Below are 17,170 nucleotides of genomic sequence, written 5' to 3'. Positions count from 1 at the left end.
GGAGAAGCAGCTGTATAGCCAATTCTCCTTTTTTATTTAAGGTGAATAGCAGATTACATTCAAATTCTGTAAATAAACCTCACGGGTATACAGTATGCAACAGGAATCTTTATTATTTGCCGCGAATGTAAGGTAGAGCATATGTGAATAGGGTAATTGTAATGAACGTATCTCATACAATTGATTTTTCAGGTAACCGTTTAACTAATTGTATAAACTTAAGATGTATTATTCCATTTCTAGTCCTTTTCGCTCAGATCTTAATATTTTCCCTTTCATTTTGGATAAGTGCTGCGAAACAGAGGACTGTGGTATGTCCAAAATCTCAGTTAATTGAGAAACGTTGAAAGACTTTTGGCTGCTTAATTCTTGCACAATCTGAAGCCGAATGGGATGTGCCATTATTTTTAAAATCTCAACATCTTCTTCCGTAATAATCCGTTTTTTTGAATCAAATGTAATGGAAGTCATTGTTTCTCTCCTTTATTATTGTATTTTGTTCTGTTTGATTGTGAAGTGCATCAAGATTTCTATAAGGTCTAGTATGCATCGTCGTCATGTTTGTGTTCTACACGATTCATTGCTTGAGATGCTTAATTTTATTTATTCGAATGTAACAGTTGTTAAAATGAAATGTATCACCTACCCCTATTATAAATCTGGAATGTAAATATTTTACTACAGATTCATTACAAAAATGTATTTTTTCAAAACGTCTTATTTTCGAAATAAACATTTTATTATGGAGGGATTTTGATTCTTTAGGTTGATGGAAATGTATGGTACCCCCTTTAGTTTAACTACATATGAATAGAATCTACTCTTTAGGAATACATAAAATATATATGTACATGCGTAGTCTAATCACTACATCCTTAGTGAAAGTAGGATTCTATAATTTTTGGAGGAAGACATATGAAAAAAAAGGTTCTCCTGTTTACAGATTTGGGAATTGATGATGCGTTTGCTATGCTGTACACCTTTTTTCGTAAAGATATTCAACTTGTAGGGATTGTAGCCGATTATGGAAATGTATCAAGAGAAAATGTAATAAGAAATATTAACTATTTGAAGTACATTGCGGGAAAAAAAGAGATACCTGTATTCCTTGGTGCTTCTGTACCGTTGACGGGTATATTGCTTCAGTATTTCCCTGAGGTACATGGAAAAGTCGGATTAGGACCTATCATTCCCCCTGAAATTTCTTATCCAGTTTATCCTTTAAATGATATTTATCAAATTATACATTCAAATTTAGACGACCTTACAATTATCAATTTGGGAAGACTCTCTTCGCTAGCTACGACCTTTGTATTGAATTTAGAAACAATGCGAAACGTAAGAGAATGCATTTGCATGGGCGGAGCTTTTTTCTATCCAGGTAACGTGACTGCCGTTGCTGAAGCTAACTTTTACGCTGACCCTTATGCAGCAAACTTAATTCTGCAGCATGCGAAGAACTTAACAATTATTCCGTTAAATGTAACTCAACATGCGATTGTTACACCCGAAATGGTTCAGCAAATCGATGCATTTCATCGGAATACACAGGATCTTGCAGGACTCATCATCAAACCTATGTTAGACTATTATTATAATTTCTACTCCAAGTCTAATCCTGGTATAAGCGGAAGCCCTATGCATGATTTTGTAACAGTGTGGTATTTGCTGAATCAAGAGGCTGTTAGCCTTTCAAGAGTACCCATTAAAATTATTCCTGATCAAGGAGAGGGATTTGGTCAAAGCATTGCAGACTTTCGTTTTGCTACTAATCCAGGCTATAAAACGCATAATGTAGCTTTTCAGTTTGATTATGAAAGATTTAAGAAGGATATTATGGAAACGTTCTTAAAGAAGAGAGTGTAACATACTTTATTAACTTCAAATAATACGGATTATGTGAATGAAAAGTCACTTCACTTAACGTACAGGAATTCGACTTTTCGGGTTAAAATTCGCTTATCGTACAAAATTTCAAAAATGTTAGCTGTACCCCACGCCCATCAAGCTAAGGTTATATAAAGTTTAATCCAAATAAGATTATGTCTTTTTCAAAAAATTAATTATAGCCTATAATCGGCCGAGGATTTAAAGCATGCCGTTAATGAGGTGTTGCAGGATTCAACTTACAAAGAGAATGCAAAAAAATCAGTCAATCATTCCGTGAGGCACGTGGTTATATCAAGGCTGTTGATGAGATTATTAAATTTACTCGTTAATGTTTGAAATTCCGCCCTACCTTCTTCATACAGCATTGCACAACATAACTGGCTTAATCTTTATACAGCTAAAATTTGATGTCAATATACATCTTTGTTTAACAACTTTACTTTAGTTTACTATGACTAACGCACCCGCCTGCGCCAAATGTATGGCAATGCTACGCCCTATTCTCCTACTAGCACCTGTTACTAATGCAACTTTCATCTTTAACGAATTTACCGAAAGAATTCTCCTTCCTCAAGCGTGTGAAGGGCGATAGCTCAACGGTAGGTGGGAGATGAATTTCGGTTTGGCATAGCCAAAAACTTTTGATAAACTAGCTATATGAAGTTCTTTGATAACTTGATATGTAAGGTTGCAGGAAGAAAATAGAGTGCCAAAACCAAGCCATTTGGTTCCTGCTTAAAATATCAACCGTACCAAGAGAGCGTCCAAGCGTTGGACATCTACACCCCGAAGTAACGCTCAGGGAGACGGAAGGTTACTTTCATCGTGGAACTGAGAAGCTCCCACTTCAAGCTTTGCTTAGTGGCGAGTAGTTCACAATTCAACTTAGTTATATCACAAAATGACCTTTAAAATATTGCGCTCTTATTTGGTATCTATTAAACAGAAAAAGCCGACTCACAAATATAAGGATCGGCTCTTTCACTTCAAATATACATTGGTTTTCCTTGCATTTCCCCTAACTGTTATATCCTTCATATTTTGCACCAAGTATAATGCAAATAACCTAATTAGTATCGATACTATTTTATTAAAAAACTTGCTTTTATTTTTATATTTTCTTTTCGTTGACTAATAATGCGCGATTCTAATAATACCTATTCCTAAAGACCAAATACAAGTCATTCAGTAAACCTTTAGTTAAAAAGAAATATTAGCAAAAGCTGAATGTGGAATTTGAGTAAATAATGTGAAGGCTTGTTCATTGTTTACAAATTCACATATTATTTATGTAGGAGATAAAGGCAATGTAAATGAAGCAACCAGAGTAATAAAAATAAAATATATAACACCTAACAGAACCACCATTAATATCGTACAACTTATGTCTAATCTGGTAACGACTCAAATCACCTTATTTCACTCTCTTCGGTAAAGCTGAGCCTGAATGTTCAATTACTGGATGAACATGAACATTAATTTCAGCATTACTAAAATAATTTTCACCTTGATCCCAATTCTTACTTATTTTCTTCCATTCTTTATAATTATGCCGCTTATATACTTCTCCTAACGCTAATACATCCACCTTATGTTTTTTTTGAACAAGCTTTATTGATTTTTGAATCCTTTGCTCCATCTCTTTTGAAATGTCCTTCGTTAAGCGTTTTTCATTCATAACTTGTTTATGATCACTAAAATGCAACTCCGCCAAAGTACCTTCGAGAAATAAATGAACATCAAACTTCGGTTTTGTAGTATTTTCAGTAAATACCTTTATTTTTCGGTGTAGCTTATGAATTTCATATGTAATAAGCTGATTCTTTTTACGTATGGTAAAATAACCTCCTAATTTTTCACCAATTACAAAGTTCATTCCCAATGTTTGTTCTCCGTTTAACATTCCAACACACTTGTTATCCTTCCCACGAAACAACGCAGCCCCTTCCATTTCTATCCCTTGTTTTGTTAGCCCTAAGACAGGTAGTACAAAACTTCGTTTTGAATTTATCTTTTCCTGCACGTCACCAATTCTTGCTGCCTCAACCATCTGAGCATTTTTGGGAGGGTGTTCAGCTAGCATATCAATATACTGTGCCGGTAAATTTTCTGGTTTTGCATTTTGTTTCAAGATTGCTTCTGCATTTTTCTCAGAAACAAATAGACGAATATTTCTTCTCATTTCATGATCTCGAATGTATACATCTAACGTATTTTGTAAAACATTTGGATTCGAGAGTAATTCTTCAGAAAAAATGATTACTTGTATATGTGGAAAGAATAAAGTACGACTCATTTTTTTAGAGATTATTCGTATTTGTTCAAACACACTATCTGCTTTTGCACTCACATCAATATAATTATTCCCTACACCTTTTCCACCTTGTTGCGTTAACTTACTGGGAATTACCATCTGATACGTCCCTTTCATAATTGGATTGGATTTCTTTTTTTTTACAATATCGTAAGCTGCACCTACAACAAATCCTCTTTCTTCTATTTCAGTTAACTCAGAGCAACCGCTGATAGCCCCAGCTAAAAACGTAATTGTTATTACTTTAAGAAGACATTTCATTTCCACCATTCCTTCATTTTATCTTATATATAATAAAAACTAGTAAAGGCGTTAACACAATAAAGCTCATATCAATGCACTTAAAATCAAAATAATCCCACCGTCTGAAAATAAAGTTTGCATAGCGATATCTCGCGGCATAGACAACGCACCTATACCAAAATTAGTTGAAGATGCCACAAAACCAAGTTCCCATTTCCTAAGTTTTTCATCTCCATGCTAAAATGATTTCAATTATTTTTGCTCCTCTAGATTTATTATAGAATATTTCATTCGATATCAATCTGATTTATCTGTCAATATCGTTTTTGACAGACGAATAAATTCTTCTTTTCAATCTAAAAAAATGCAGGAGCAATAAGAGTTATATAAGGAATACCAACACTTTTTAAATTTGTTATATGAATCGTAAGTGCAATAAGATCTAAAATGATTCCATATAGTCCAAAATCAATCGCAGTAACTAAAACAATAATACTAAGAGCGGATTCACAATCCCTACATTCACCGCCGCTTCTCCAATTACAAGATCAACTGTTTGTCCCATCGATTTCAGAAGCCTAATTCCAAATTTAACAATTCCACTCACTTAGCTTCCCTCTCAACAGGTTTTAATTAGGTTCCGCTAGTAGAAGGAAATATATACTAGAAAAGAGCTATCTTTAAACATAGCTCTAACAGATGAATTATTTAACTCGCTTGGCAAGTCTAACACAGCCTTAAGATAACTAGGTTCTGGTGCGAAAACTTCAAGATAATTGAAAGTAATCTCCTAAACTTGGACATACTGATAGTATTACTCTAAAAAGGTGGGTGATCGGTATGGAAAGGGAAAGTTTATTCAAATGGAAGCATTATCAGCCTGAACTCATATTATTAACAGTAAGGTGGTGGAAATGATGGAAGAAAGAGGATTATCCATCGCTCACACAACGATTATGCGATGGGTTCATCAATATGGACCTCAATTAGAAGAGAAAGTACGACATCATCTTAAATCAACAAATGATTCATGGAGAGTCGATGAAACCTATATTAAAGTAAAAGGTCAATGGACGTATTTATATCGTGCCGTTGATTCAGAAGGAAATACCATTGATTTTTATCTAAGTAAATCAAGAGATAAACAAGCAGCCAAGCGCTTTTTCAAGAAAGCATTGATTTTTTCGTATATTGCTAAACCTCGCGTGATAACAGTAGATAAGAATCCTACCTATCCTGTAGCAATTCAAGCGTTGAAAAAAGAGAAACATATGCCTGAAGGCATACAGATTAGGAAAGTTAGATATCTCAACAATATAGTGGAACAAGATCATCGTTTTATTAAGAAACGTGTGCGTTCTATGTTGGGGTTCAAGTCATTTAAAACAGCAATCTCTATATTGAGTGGCGTTGATGCCATGCATATGATAAAAAAGGACAGTTTGATTTAGAAAATCAGTCTGTCCAAAATCAAAAAGAGTTCATCCACCAACTATTCGGACTTATAGCATAAAATACGATTCCGTTGGGAATTTACTATTCTCCGTGTTATTCTTCAGATATTTGCACCAGAACCCTTATTTTTCACCCACTTACACTCTATAACTAATGAATTAGTAAACTCACAAGTATAGGAAAAAAACCTAAGAAACTATAAAAACAAGTCCTTATGTCACAATTATAAACCCATTCCATAATGTATAAAGAATATGTATTCATTCCAAATGGCTTTCAATATATCAAAGGGGGCTTGCCCCCCAGAATATTAATACTTGAGTTAGGTATAACCGTCTGAACTAATTTTAGTAAAATCGTTACTGAGCAAAATACTGATGTTATTGCCGTTCCTGTTGGTCCTGTTAATAAAATAAGAGGCGGAATAAATATCAATGTTGGATCAATTGTATTTGATTCAACAACACACAAAAAAACCACGATTATTTTTAGATCGTGGTTTTCTCAATGTAATAATATCCTTATAACTTAGTTTAAAATGTATCTCGGCTAAATCCCTTAATTTTAAACATACTGATTTAACTGTACAAAAAAGACAGAAATTTTAATTATTTTAGGGTAACAACCTTCAAACGTATGTAAAAAAATAGACCAAACATATTATATATATAAAATATGTTTGGTCTATTTATTATTATTCTGTTCGTAACGATTGTTGTTTTATCTTGCCTTACCTTACTCAACTAATAGGGCAGGTTAGTGGAAGAAGAACGACAAAAGGAGAATTCAGATTACTATATTTATCTCGAATTTGAGGACGAGTTTGATAAGACATACAAAGATACATGCAGTTGGTTAGTTACCAAAATCAAAGAAAAAGCAAGCAGTTCAATGTTCTCAATTTGCTGGGGAGATGGTAGTTACCTAAGTTTTTGGGGCCTTGATGAAAATGGAGATGTAGTTTTTTAGTAACTGACTTTCTTATAACTGATTAATTCATAAGTGATGTAAGCTCCACTGTTTATTTTACTGAAAGACAAGTGAAATGAAGTTTAAGGCTTGAACTAGAAATTTCTTACAGAGGTTACACCCTTAGTTAGAATCAAAAAAAGGATTTACTTATATTCTTTCTAAATTATTTACGTTCTTTTTCTCCTACGGATAGAGTATGTTATAGAAAACAAAATGGGAGGTGTATGTAATGGATACACAGCACTCAAGTGTGTTCACTTCTAGTACAAATTCATCAGATTCGATTCCAAAAGAAGATAAAGCATTAGAAAGAGAACTTACAACTATGATTAGGGAGGTTTTATCTGATTTAAAAACAAATTTTAAACTACAAAAAGTACAAGTGAAAAAGAACGTTCGTGACATGGGAATTGCAAATAAACAAGAAATTCTAAAATACACACACGAACGTTTACAAAGCATCCTTACGGATGCAAAACAGCAGATCCAAGTGAGTATGGATAAAATAGGAACAACGGGAAATAAAGAAGAGTCGGTTGTTGTTCCCATTGAAGAAGAGAAGGAAAAGAATCAAGAAAATGAATAAAAAATAGGGGGAAAGAGAGTGAAGAATGGAATCCTTTCAACACTCTCTTTTTTATGATAAAGTTTGTGCGGGAACTGTGTAACCCGCAATCGAACATAAAGAAAATACATAAATCGTCGTTGGTGTTGTTAAATTATCTACAAAAAATGCAAGGCAATCACATATTTTTAGTACAAAAAGATTATCAATACTTGTTGCAAGACCGCTAATAAACAAATTGATTTTCAAACCAATGGTTGCAAACGTCTCTAATTCGGAACGAAGTGTATTAAAACAACACAAATTTTGTTCACAATCACATTTCGAATCACAATCACAACATTTATTTTCTGTTTGGAAATTACTACAATTATTTGCGATACCCGGTAAGAAATCGAAAATATCATTAGTGCTAGCAATATCATTGACAGCACTAATTCCTGCAATGGTACTAATTTGTAGTGTGGTATTTGGAGTGGTAGTAACTTGACCTGCATTTATAAAAGTTACAGAAATGCAATCATTCACATTTGTTAGAACTTGGTTCGGAATCGGATTTCCGGTTGGTAGTAGGGTATTTGTATAAATTGTAATTTGTTTATCTATCGGAAGTGGAATGGCAGCCTGTGCGGTTTGAACCATTTGTAAGAGCGTAGCGATGGACGAAGTACAGCAATCACAACCTTCACATTTTTCTCGTTCACAATCTTTTTTGTTATTTTTACGATTTTTCTTTTCGTTACAACCACATTCAACACTTAGATTTACAGTTACACCACTCACAGTAGTAGAGATGGTTTGACTGTTGTTTAACGGAGAGTCATTCGTATGACCCTGAATAGTTTGTTGTCCTTGCGCTTGGAGTTGGTCTCCTAAAGTTTGTGTTTGTGTTTCACTTTGTTCCTGAGTTTGACCTTCTTGTGAAGTCATTTGTGTAGGATTTTGATTTGTTGTTTGGGTTGTCATGGGTGTGGTTTCTGTCGTGTTCGTAATAGTTGGAGTAATAGTTGTTGTAGACTCAGTATCTGTAATGGGCATAGTCACATTGCTAGAAGAGGTTTCCGTATCAGATGTGACAGTTGGTGTTACCATTGTATTCAAAGTTGATGTCGTGTCGGTATTTTGCGAAGTTTCTTGATCAGGAGAAGGACCAATGATAATTGGATTTTGTGTTGTATTTTGTTCTTGGTCAGTATCTGCACCTTCTTGTTTGGAAATTTGAATTGTATTTTGGTCCTGATCTTGATCTTGGTCTGAACCTTCTTGGATAGCGTTTTGTTCTTGGTCTTGCTCTTGATTTGCTTCTAGTTCTGAACCAGTTTGAATAGGAACTTGTGTTGCTTCTTGATTCTGTTCTTGATTTTGACTTTGGTCTTCATTTTGTTGTTGACATCGACAAGGTTGTGGTGCACAGACCACGCAACATCGACAATTCATTTTGGATTGTAAACACTTTTCACAAAAACCAATAGGTATTTTTTCACCCTTTTTCTTGTGACAATTCTCTTCCCTATGACTCATGTAGTTATCTCCTTTCATGCAGTATGTTTCATTATATTTGATGAAGGGTTTAAAGTGATATTTTGGTTAACAGTACTTCAGAACAACTAATTAAGAAAAAGATGTATTAACGTAGGTTTTATGTCATTGAGTTGGCGGAACACCAATGTAGTAATAAACGGGTGAGAAAAACATAAAAAAATAGGCGTATCTAACAAAGTGTTGGTACACATTAAAATTTATTGTTAAACAACATGTGTCATCGTGTAGTATATCTTATATATCCTGAATTACTTTAGAGTCAGGATTACATATTAGTGGAGTCTATTTAAACAAGATTGTGAAGATATGCACTTAAACTAACAGGTGCGTTAGTTTAGTAAGAGACAGCGATTGCTGTCTCTTACTATGGCTTATGTGACAATGTTCACTACCATAGCCTTTGTTATAATTTTTTATATAATTTGCTAGTTCTGTACTTTCTACTTTGCGCAATCCTTTGTTTTCATCTGGTTCTGTTGCAAAGTTCCCGGTACAGCTGATCCATCAATTGCGGCATCTAAATGTTGATCTGTGTTGCGTTATCTTTAATCCACTTTTACAAATAAAAATCCCCCTTTAATAAAAAATAGGCCATTTTTTATTTGTAAATTATTTGTGTGACGCTTGGATAATCATAAATCTTTTCGCGAATAGCGGATGCAATAAATTCTTCAATAGAACTATTCGTTTCTTTTACAATGTTTGTGATTGCATGGTATTCACTGCTTGTTATCGTTACTGCCTTAGTGACACTACTGCTATCTAAATACACGCTATTATTAACACGTCTTGTTAATTTTCCTTCTATTATATATGGGGTTAAACAATCAATCCATTCTACCTGCATTTGCATTGGTAATTGAATAATGGATTGACGAACATCAAAATACCAAAAACTATCTTCCTCAGAAACCTTAATATTTCTTGGTGATACATACTGTAGTACTAAGTCAATTAAGTGAAAAATGTTACTTCGTAATTGATTTGATTTAGGAAAACGAAACTTTACAAACTTTTGGTGATGACTTCTTGGTTTATCGGATAAAATATATGCAGGCTTATACCCCATTTTAATTGCATCATCTAATGTCATATTGTTTCCAAACTCATCAATAAGAATAATATCCCCACGCTTCGGAATGGATATTATTCGTGCTAACTTATTACCCTCCATAAAGTTTTGGAACAATACTACATTATGCTTTTGTGAGAATGTGTAGAGAGTATTTGTCTGATCCAATTGCTGTACCAATTCTTGTATTTCATCTTCTTTTACAAATTTCGTTTCACGATTACGATGTTTCTGTATAGTATAAGTTAAATCCTTTTCTTCAATCCACTTTTCAAGTTGATACATACTCACATTATAACTTTTGGTTGCTTGATATAAGGTAATCCCTTCTATTTCACGTTCTTCTTTCAATTTTTCTATATCTTCTCGCTTAAATAAAAAACTACCATCTAAACGCCAGGTATCTCTATTAATTGGATTTAATTTGCCTTGCTTCATAAGAGTACTGAAAATGAAGCTACTAATTTCTAAATAAGCCTTTACTTCATTCGTATTCATATTCGTTTCTTGCATTTCAAACATTTTCTTTCCCCCTACGAGTATGATTCTTTTTTGTGATACTTATAATCTTATTATGTAAATTTAAATTACTAAATTATATAATTCAAATTAATTATAACACAATTAACACTTAATTTATTTTTAAAATAATAAGAAATCCAACTACGTTTTCTAACTAAATTAATTTTTGTATTTTTAAAAAACATGTATAAAATTACATTTAAAATTAATTTAATTATAATCATAGAAAATGTGAGATTTTCTATAGTCATATTGCACTTTCATTTTTATAAAATTTAATTTTACTATGTAAATAATTTTGAATGTAATTCAGTTATAATAATAGATATAAAAGAAATTAATAAGGAGTTGAATGACAATGAAATTTGAATTGATTACAATTCATAGTGAAACTTCTTTAGAAAATATAGAGAAACAAAAACAGAGTTTTGCAAACATAATTGCATTATGGAATCGTGATTATATAAATGAAGCTGAATTTAAAAAGGAAAATAACGAAAGAGAAGATTCATATACATATGAGGGATTTTCAGATGAAGAAATATTGTACTACTACTTAAATCGACAAACACATTTTGACCAAGAAAAACGTATAAAGGATTCATCCAGGATTCTATATGCACGCGATCTAAGCCAGTTCTATTTTTTCATCAAACAAAGCACAGAGTTTCTGCAGCAAGATGTTAAAGATTATGTAGTTGGCCAAGTTTGGAGAAACTTAAGAAAACGACATATCCGAAACTACCAAAAGTGGTTATCCCAGGAGGCAATCTCCTATCAATCAAAAGAAAAGTACAAAGCATCTACAATTAGTAGAAAACTTGGTGTAATCCGCTCTTACTTGAAATGGTTGTATGAAATTCAATATATCCAGGAACCCCTTCATGTGGAGATTCTTAGCACGACGGTAAATGAGCAACATAAACCAAAACGCGAATTATCTTACGAAGAAGTGAAACAGTTGCTACATTATTATAAAGATAATGAAATTAACTATGCTTTATTATCGGTTCTTGCTACTACAGGGTTACGTGTTGCAGAAGTGGCCCATGCAAAGTGGGAAAATCTTGAGTATGACGCTATACGAGGACGATACTATTTAACGGTTGATACAAAGGGAGATAATGAACGAATTGTTTCTATTAATAAGGAGATTTTTAATCGTATTGCCGCATTTCGAGTTCGAAGAAGATTACCTATAGACATTGGGAATATAAATGGTGGAACGGTATTTCAAACTAAGAGCCATACTGGTTATAGAGATAATTACTTGTCACAATATATTTCTAAAATCATAAAGGATACTCAGTTACCTTTTACAGAAAATATCCGAATTACTCCTCACTTCTTTAGACATTTTTATGTACAGTATCTGTATGATTACAAAGGATTACCACCTCATGTCATCGCAGCTGCAGTCGGTCATAAGAATGATCGGACAACGAAAGAAAATTATCTGAAGCAGAGATTGACGAAAGATAATGATGCCGGCAATCTAATTTCGGAAGATGAATTTTAATTTTATCGATTTATATTAGTATTACAGTACTTCAATAATACTGATTTTAGTTATGTAATTTTTATATAACTAAAATCAGTTTCACGCCTATTTATTGGTCTTTGTAAATATCATTGTTCTTCGCCAATATTCCCTGGAAATTTTCGTATCTATAGGAAAACGTGTAGAGCCTTCCTAGTATATGTTGAATTTTAAATTAACAAATCAGAGGGTTATAGCAGGATATTCAATTCATACTATGATCCTCTTTGACACATATATTTGTTTTATCGTTTTCTGAAAGAATACTCCTTCACACGCTTGAGGAAGGAGTATTCTTTAGGTAACCGGGAAATACCATGATATCAGTACTTTTGTTATTCCCTATGAATAAGAGTTATTCATAATTTTATACATCGGCTTAAAACCGCCATTTTCAACACCTAATCACTGTTATTTCCTGCATAAACTTCACCTTGTTAACTAACTCTATTTACTAATTTAATTGAGTTATTTCTTCTTGCAAGGAGACGTGGTCCATTCAATCGAACAGACCAACCCCCCCATTTGTAAAACGATCCGGTTTTAACATAGAAATCAAGAAATCCACATGACAGGTGTGTTTTTATTACCTATGAGTCCACAAATGAAAGGCGGTACGCTTATACACTCAATGAGAAGTAAAATATAAATAATTTCGGGAAGCTCTTATTCCCTCTAGCCTCCGCGTCACCGAGTAACGTTATTATAATGGGAACGCTATCCCAAAAACGTATTCTCTTTTCAAAGAACTGTTTATAGGAATAGCTTACTGTTATGTTCATTTGCAAAAACTCCCTAAAAAATATGCTATTTCTCTGCATTTTCTCTGCCATTTTCAAATGATCCCTAATGTAGTAGCAATCAATTTAATAGCACTCTTCTTCTTCTCGTAAAAGTATGAGTTCTTCATCATCAATTTATTTTGTACGAATGAATCTTTAACTGATTTATTATCTAAGAACCTCATAGTAATGATGTTTCTTTCATATTCATCCAGGATATGATTCAAAGTCTTCTCTATTTGTTTCACTTTTAATTCGCTTACCCTTCTTGAATTTCGTATCTTTGGAAACAGACTGATTCCTTCTTGTTCCACTTCATTATTGAATCGCATCTTTAATGCACGGTATTCCTTTAAGATGCTGACTACTTACTTTTGCACTTTCTTGTCCTCGATTGCTGGTAATAAAGATAATTATTCCATGAAGGAATCCCCTTATTTCTAAATTTTAATTTTCATATTTACATCAGGTACGTGAAATTTTATTGTCTCATTGTTGAATAAGGGAACCATGCCATAGCGAGTAGCCCCCACCATCCACTCTGCATGGTTCCGTTATCCATTAAGCCTTTAATAACTTGTATTTCTTGTTGGCCATCTTCTCTTTTGCTTCTTCAATGTTATTTGCTACTTTCTTATGGTCCTGATCAAATTGAATCATTCCATCAAACATAATTAGAGTAACTGCTTCATCAACGTATTGTAAGTAATCAATCGGTGCTCGTTATGTCTGTTCTACTAAGTACCCATAAATATCAACGTCTGCTCTTGGTATGGACTTCTTACCTTTTGGTTGCTGCGACATCCTTACATAATATTGAATGACTGATAGTGGTACCGCGAATACTGACTGGTCCTTGCTAAATCCGATAAGGAAGAAACATATTGCTCCCATCTTCTCTGCTTTCTCCAAGTAGCCTAGCTGGTGCTGTGCAATGTTCTTTAAATCAAATCTATTTATCTCGTTTGTAGATTTCGCTTCAAATGCAATGGTTCGTCCCTTATATACACCGTCATAATCTACTGTACTCTTAGATTCGTAATATCCATCTTTCACACGTCCATAAACTATTTTTAACACCTTCACAGGAGTCGGACGCTTGTTTATAAGCGCCACGCCCTCTCTTTGATACATTTCATTTGATAGATTGATAAGCTCCAACGGTTTCCTTGTCCCATTGTTATTCCTCTCTTTCTATTCGTTGCGATAGGTAAGACTTTGAAGTTATCTCCATCTTTTCCCCCGCTTAACACTGTACGTGCGACTTTCATCGCATACAGCGTCCCACCTTATGCTTCTATACTATAGTAACTAGATTACAAGCTTTACGGAGTTTGTTTATTTTCTTCAATTGTTTATCGTTCAATTGACTGCACAAACATATAATATTTTGTGTTCCTTTCTTTATATATTGAAATAGTCTTTACAAATGGATAATCTCGTCACGAGAGCACTTTATTAAGTGCTCTTTTTGTGTTCTAAATTAATACAAAATGAAATTTTTATTAAAATGGCATTTCTTTATTTCTCAATATAAAGTTTGTTGATTTTTTATTAAAAATCATGTAGTATTTGAACAAAGAGTAAGGTAAGAGTTACTCTTTGCCATTTTAGGAGAGGATCTGCTATACATAGCAGGTCCTCTTTTGTTATGAGAAGTACTCATTAAAATAGCGTTTTTTGTTATAAAAATTATTTACTTGGTATTCCTTGTTTTCTATAAATCTCAATCACTTCCGGATGTGCATAACGAGCAGATGACCATCTTATTTCCTGTATTCTTTCCGAATCAGATTCTACATAATAAGCGAATCCCATAGTATCAACTGCAAATAACATTCCCCGTTCTGGGTTTTTGTGAAACTCACACTCTTCATTAAGACAAGTAACCTTAACACGATGTAAGATTCCTTCCTTTTTTGCATATTGTTGACTCCAGAAATATAAACCGCAGCAAGGACAAAAGAATTCCCTATTCATTCAAATACCTCCAAATAAAGATTTTGTTCAGAATTTGCACATACGCTAAAAACATACATATTATATATTGCTGTCACATTATCATTTTTGATATGAGTCTTGGTCAAAGAGCGCTTTCCCGGGCGCTCTTTTTCCGCTTAAATAAGGACGTTGTTTAAATTACTTCTAGATTTTACATAACCATTTTCTTTAGTGACAAGCTTCATAAATCCAAAGTAAGACATACACTATTAAGAATTTACTCATAAAACACTTTACTTACACCACTTATCTTTTTAAGAGCACACATATTTGTGTGTTCTATTCTTTTGTAACTGTTGCGATAGGTAAGACTTTGAAGTTATCTCCATCTTTTTCCCCGCTTAACACTGTACGTGCGACTTTCATCGCATACAGCGTCCCATCTTATCCTTTTATACTAAAGCAACCAGATTACAAACTTAGTTTTGTACTCACCAACGTATTCATTCCCCTTTCTTACGAAAGGTCACATCATCTTACTCGATCCTGTGAGTTACATCTAATTGATTTAGCTTTCAAAGAACAAGACTAGGGACTATCCCTCCACATTCGTTACATGCTTCGTCGGTACTGTGTCCCCACCTTCACAAGAATGGAGCAATTTCGGTTCGTTAGAACCTTATATGCATCTGTCCGCTAGTAGGCGTTGTTGACAGTTTCTTGCTTATCACGTTCCGTTTGACCTAGCTATACATATATCCTTAGGTGCTTGCTGTAAGCCTGTTACCTTTATATCCTCATTGTTAGATGTTCCGAATTTCATACTATTTAATCTTACTTTTCGATAGATAACGTTGTCATTAACGACATACACATTTCTGATGTATTAAACGTTTAGACCCGTACATTCGCAAGTTCGCCAGTCCTTTGTCGGACATTCTCACCATAGATATTTTGTAGCATCCCGACCTATCCATCACCATATGATTTCTCACTTAGGCTTTGTTCAGCCGACTTCACCTAGCTTCATACAATTTATGACTACTATCACGCCTTGCATGTAGGAGTATTAGATAAGTAGTTTCAGCTCAACCTGACGGCTTTCATTCCTATTTTCAGTCAATCAGTTATTGTTATCAAAGTGATAACCCTCCTATTTCGTGTTTACACACTTATAAGGAAACGTGTCGCGCAAATAGCGTTTTTGTTCAAAATGATGCCCCATTCATTTGGACGCATTTACCAGTATTTTTACCAAGAAATTCATGATATTGTTAATTAGTCGAGTACGTCATTACTTGACGATTACCCTTAGAAACCCCGCATAAAATCGGGGTTTCTTTTATTTATTTTTGTCACCTTTTTATAGGACGAGCATATGTTATTGTATGGAGACCCTCCACGCATAGAAATCTACCTTTCAAAGGGCACGCTTATATGTGTGCCCTTTATTTGTTTACTTAAAAGTTGCACATACACTAAAAACATACATACGATATAATCATAATCACCTTTTTTCGATATGAGTCTTGGTCATAGAGCGCCTTAAAAAGCGCTCTTTATCTTTAAAATAAGGATTTTGTATGCTGTATGGAATTTCCGTGGATATCTTATAGCTTTATTTTAAAGACACTCCAAAGTGTCTTTTTTTATGGGATCCCGCCAACCAAAAATGTCTTAGCGTGAGTTTTATATCATTGGGTTGGCGGGACCTCTAGTAAGAGTTGAGGAGTTTAAGATAGATGGATTGAAAATAACTTTCAAAATCCTTTCCCATTATTTATGGATTTTTTTTCACGCATAGCTGGAAATGACTATATGGAAGATACTATAGATTTAGCAGATCTGGATGCATCCGTTGAAATTTGCCCTCAAGGTTTGGAGAACACAAGTGATATAGTAATTTAACTATATATCCCATTAAAAGAATTATCAGAAGAAATTCTTTCTGTAGTAAATTAAAGTATTAGTATTCGTTCATTTCTAGCAGAATGTATACTAGTAACCGGTTCCTTAACTTACAGGGAACCAGTTATAATGTGTCCAAAATGTGTCTAAACGTGCATTATTTTGATATGGTGCCCCAATGCCCATCAACTTAAGTAAACAAATCCACCCCAAAACGATAAAATGAGCTTTTGGGTTACAAGTTAGCACAAAATTTCGTTTTGGGGGTACTAAAAAATTTTAGCTTGATAGCGATGGGGTAGCACCACACATCCATCAACTTAACGTATATTCTTATACAAAATGCGGTCTTTCCACGTAGTTTTTTATTATCTGTTATAGATGTTATAAAAGTAGGCACATCAAATAAACCCTGACGGGTTTC

Annotated in this window: 11 protein-coding genes and 5 pseudogenes; 5 read left to right on the top strand and 11 right to left on the bottom strand. The window is 33.7% G+C overall.

Features of this window, described 5'->3' with window-relative positions:
• Nucleotides 1-228: 228 nt before the first annotated feature.
• Nucleotides 229-471 (bottom strand): ArsR/SmtB family transcription factor, encoded by a 243-nt coding sequence (locus MR155_RS26275; RefSeq protein WP_201063413.1) that lies wholly within the window; start codon nucleotides 469-471, stop codon nucleotides 229-231.
• A gap of 444 nt (nucleotides 472-915) precedes the next feature.
• On the opposite strand from MR155_RS26275, the gene MR155_RS26270 reads away from it, so the two are divergent.
• Nucleotides 916-1,866, top strand: coding sequence for a nucleoside hydrolase (locus MR155_RS26270; RefSeq protein WP_242311518.1), 951 nt, complete (start codon nucleotides 916-918; stop codon nucleotides 1,864-1,866).
• A gap of 468 nt (nucleotides 1,867-2,334) precedes the next feature.
• Here MR155_RS26270 and MR155_RS26265 read toward each other — a convergent pair.
• From MR155_RS26265 to MR155_RS26255, 3 genes and pseudogenes are all read right to left on the bottom strand, one after another.
• Nucleotides 2,335-2,427, bottom strand: a pseudogene (locus MR155_RS26265) (hypothetical protein); the annotation flags it as partial.
• Nucleotides 2,428-3,304: 877 nt separating this feature from the next.
• Nucleotides 3,305-4,465 carry a Ger(x)C family spore germination protein gene (locus MR155_RS26260; RefSeq protein ID WP_242311517.1) on the bottom strand — a complete coding sequence of 387 codons (1,161 nt, stop codon included), beginning with the start codon at nucleotides 4,463-4,465 and terminating at the stop codon, nucleotides 3,305-3,307.
• Nucleotides 4,466-4,801: 336 nt separating this feature from the next.
• Nucleotides 4,802-5,033: pseudogene (locus MR155_RS26255) on the bottom strand (spore germination protein); the annotation flags it as partial.
• A gap of 254 nt (nucleotides 5,034-5,287) precedes the next feature.
• Here MR155_RS26255 and MR155_RS26250 point away from each other — a divergent pair.
• From MR155_RS26250 to MR155_RS26240, 3 genes and pseudogenes are all read left to right on the top strand, one after another.
• Nucleotides 5,288-5,960: pseudogene (locus tag MR155_RS26250) on the top strand (IS6 family transposase).
• 701 nt (nucleotides 5,961-6,661) lie between these two features.
• Nucleotides 6,662-6,871, top strand: coding sequence for a DUF4241 domain-containing protein (locus MR155_RS26245; protein ID WP_242311516.1), 210 nt, complete (start codon nucleotides 6,662-6,664; stop codon nucleotides 6,869-6,871).
• A 232-nt stretch (nucleotides 6,872-7,103) separates the two neighbouring features.
• Entirely contained in the window at nucleotides 7,104-7,460 is a 357-nt protein-coding gene (locus MR155_RS26240; protein ID WP_242311515.1) for a hypothetical protein, read from the top strand.
• 51 nt (nucleotides 7,461-7,511) lie between these two features.
• Here the strand turns inward: MR155_RS26240 and MR155_RS26235 are convergent, their stop codons facing one another.
• Nucleotides 7,512-8,858, bottom strand: a complete 1,347-nt coding sequence (locus MR155_RS26235) for a hypothetical protein (RefSeq protein ID WP_242311514.1) — start codon at nucleotides 8,856-8,858, stop codon at nucleotides 7,512-7,514.
• Between the two features lie 721 nt (nucleotides 8,859-9,579).
• Entirely contained in the window at nucleotides 9,580-10,575 is a 996-nt protein-coding gene (locus MR155_RS26230) for a DNA-binding protein (RefSeq protein WP_242311512.1), read from the bottom strand.
• 358 nt (nucleotides 10,576-10,933) lie between these two features.
• Here MR155_RS26230 and MR155_RS26225 point away from each other — a divergent pair, with 358 nt between their 5' ends.
• Nucleotides 10,934-12,094: a tyrosine-type recombinase/integrase gene (locus MR155_RS26225; RefSeq protein WP_201063626.1), complete on the top strand. Its 1,161-nt coding sequence runs from the start codon at nucleotides 10,934-10,936 to the stop codon at nucleotides 12,092-12,094.
• 856 nt (nucleotides 12,095-12,950) lie between these two features.
• On the opposite strand, the pseudogene MR155_RS26220 reads toward MR155_RS26225, so the two are convergent.
• The 5 genes and pseudogenes from MR155_RS26220 to MR155_RS26205 all read right to left on the bottom strand — a co-directional run.
• Nucleotides 12,951-13,292, bottom strand: a pseudogene (locus MR155_RS26220) (ArpU family phage packaging/lysis transcriptional regulator).
• A 166-nt stretch (nucleotides 13,293-13,458) separates the two neighbouring features.
• Nucleotides 13,459-14,031, bottom strand: a pseudogene (locus MR155_RS26215) (Holliday junction resolvase RecU).
• Nucleotides 14,001-14,168, bottom strand: a complete 168-nt coding sequence (locus MR155_RS32290) for a hypothetical protein (protein WP_374100929.1) — start codon at nucleotides 14,166-14,168, stop codon at nucleotides 14,001-14,003. The pseudogene MR155_RS26215 and the gene MR155_RS32290 overlap by 31 nt, the downstream one beginning before the upstream one ends.
• A gap of 421 nt (nucleotides 14,169-14,589) precedes the next feature.
• Nucleotides 14,590-14,877, bottom strand: coding sequence for a hypothetical protein (locus MR155_RS26210; RefSeq protein WP_201063625.1), 288 nt, complete (start codon nucleotides 14,875-14,877; stop codon nucleotides 14,590-14,592).
• A 2,104-nt stretch (nucleotides 14,878-16,981) separates the two neighbouring features.
• On the bottom strand, nucleotides 16,982-17,170 hold a 189-nt coding region (locus tag MR155_RS26205; RefSeq protein ID WP_242311510.1), incomplete at its 5' end, for a hypothetical protein.

The organism is Bacillus cereus group sp. BfR-BA-01331 (assembly GCF_022663915.1).
Classification (GTDB): domain Bacteria; phylum Bacillota; class Bacilli; order Bacillales; family Bacillaceae_G; genus Bacillus_A; species Bacillus_A mycoides.
The sequence above is the reverse complement of the archived record's forward strand: the minus strand, read 5'-3'. Positions and strand labels throughout refer to the sequence as shown.

Excerpts from the sequence above, each read along its gene's own strand:
- MR155_RS26275 (WP_201063413.1), bottom strand. The coding sequence starts at position 471 with ATGACTTCCATTACATTTGATTCAAAAAAACGGATTATTACGGAAGAA.
- MR155_RS26270 (WP_242311518.1), top strand. The coding sequence starts at position 916 with ATGAAAAAAAAGGTTCTCCTGTTTACAGATTTGGGAATTGATGATGCG.
- MR155_RS26260 (WP_242311517.1), bottom strand. The coding sequence starts at position 4,465 with ATGAAATGTCTTCTTAAAGTAATAACAATTACGTTTTTAGCTGGGGCT.
- MR155_RS26240 (WP_242311515.1), top strand. The coding sequence starts at position 7,104 with ATGGATACACAGCACTCAAGTGTGTTCACTTCTAGTACAAATTCATCA.
- MR155_RS26230 (WP_242311512.1), bottom strand. The coding sequence starts at position 10,575 with ATGTTTGAAATGCAAGAAACGAATATGAATACGAATGAAGTAAAGGCT.
- MR155_RS26225 (WP_201063626.1), top strand. The coding sequence starts at position 10,934 with ATGAAATTTGAATTGATTACAATTCATAGTGAAACTTCTTTAGAAAAT.
- MR155_RS32290 (WP_374100929.1), bottom strand. The coding sequence starts at position 14,168 with ATGAAAGTCGCACGTACAGTGTTAAGCGGGGGAAAAGATGGAGATAAC.
- MR155_RS26210 (WP_201063625.1), bottom strand. The coding sequence starts at position 14,877 with ATGAATAGGGAATTCTTTTGTCCTTGCTGCGGTTTATATTTCTGGAGT.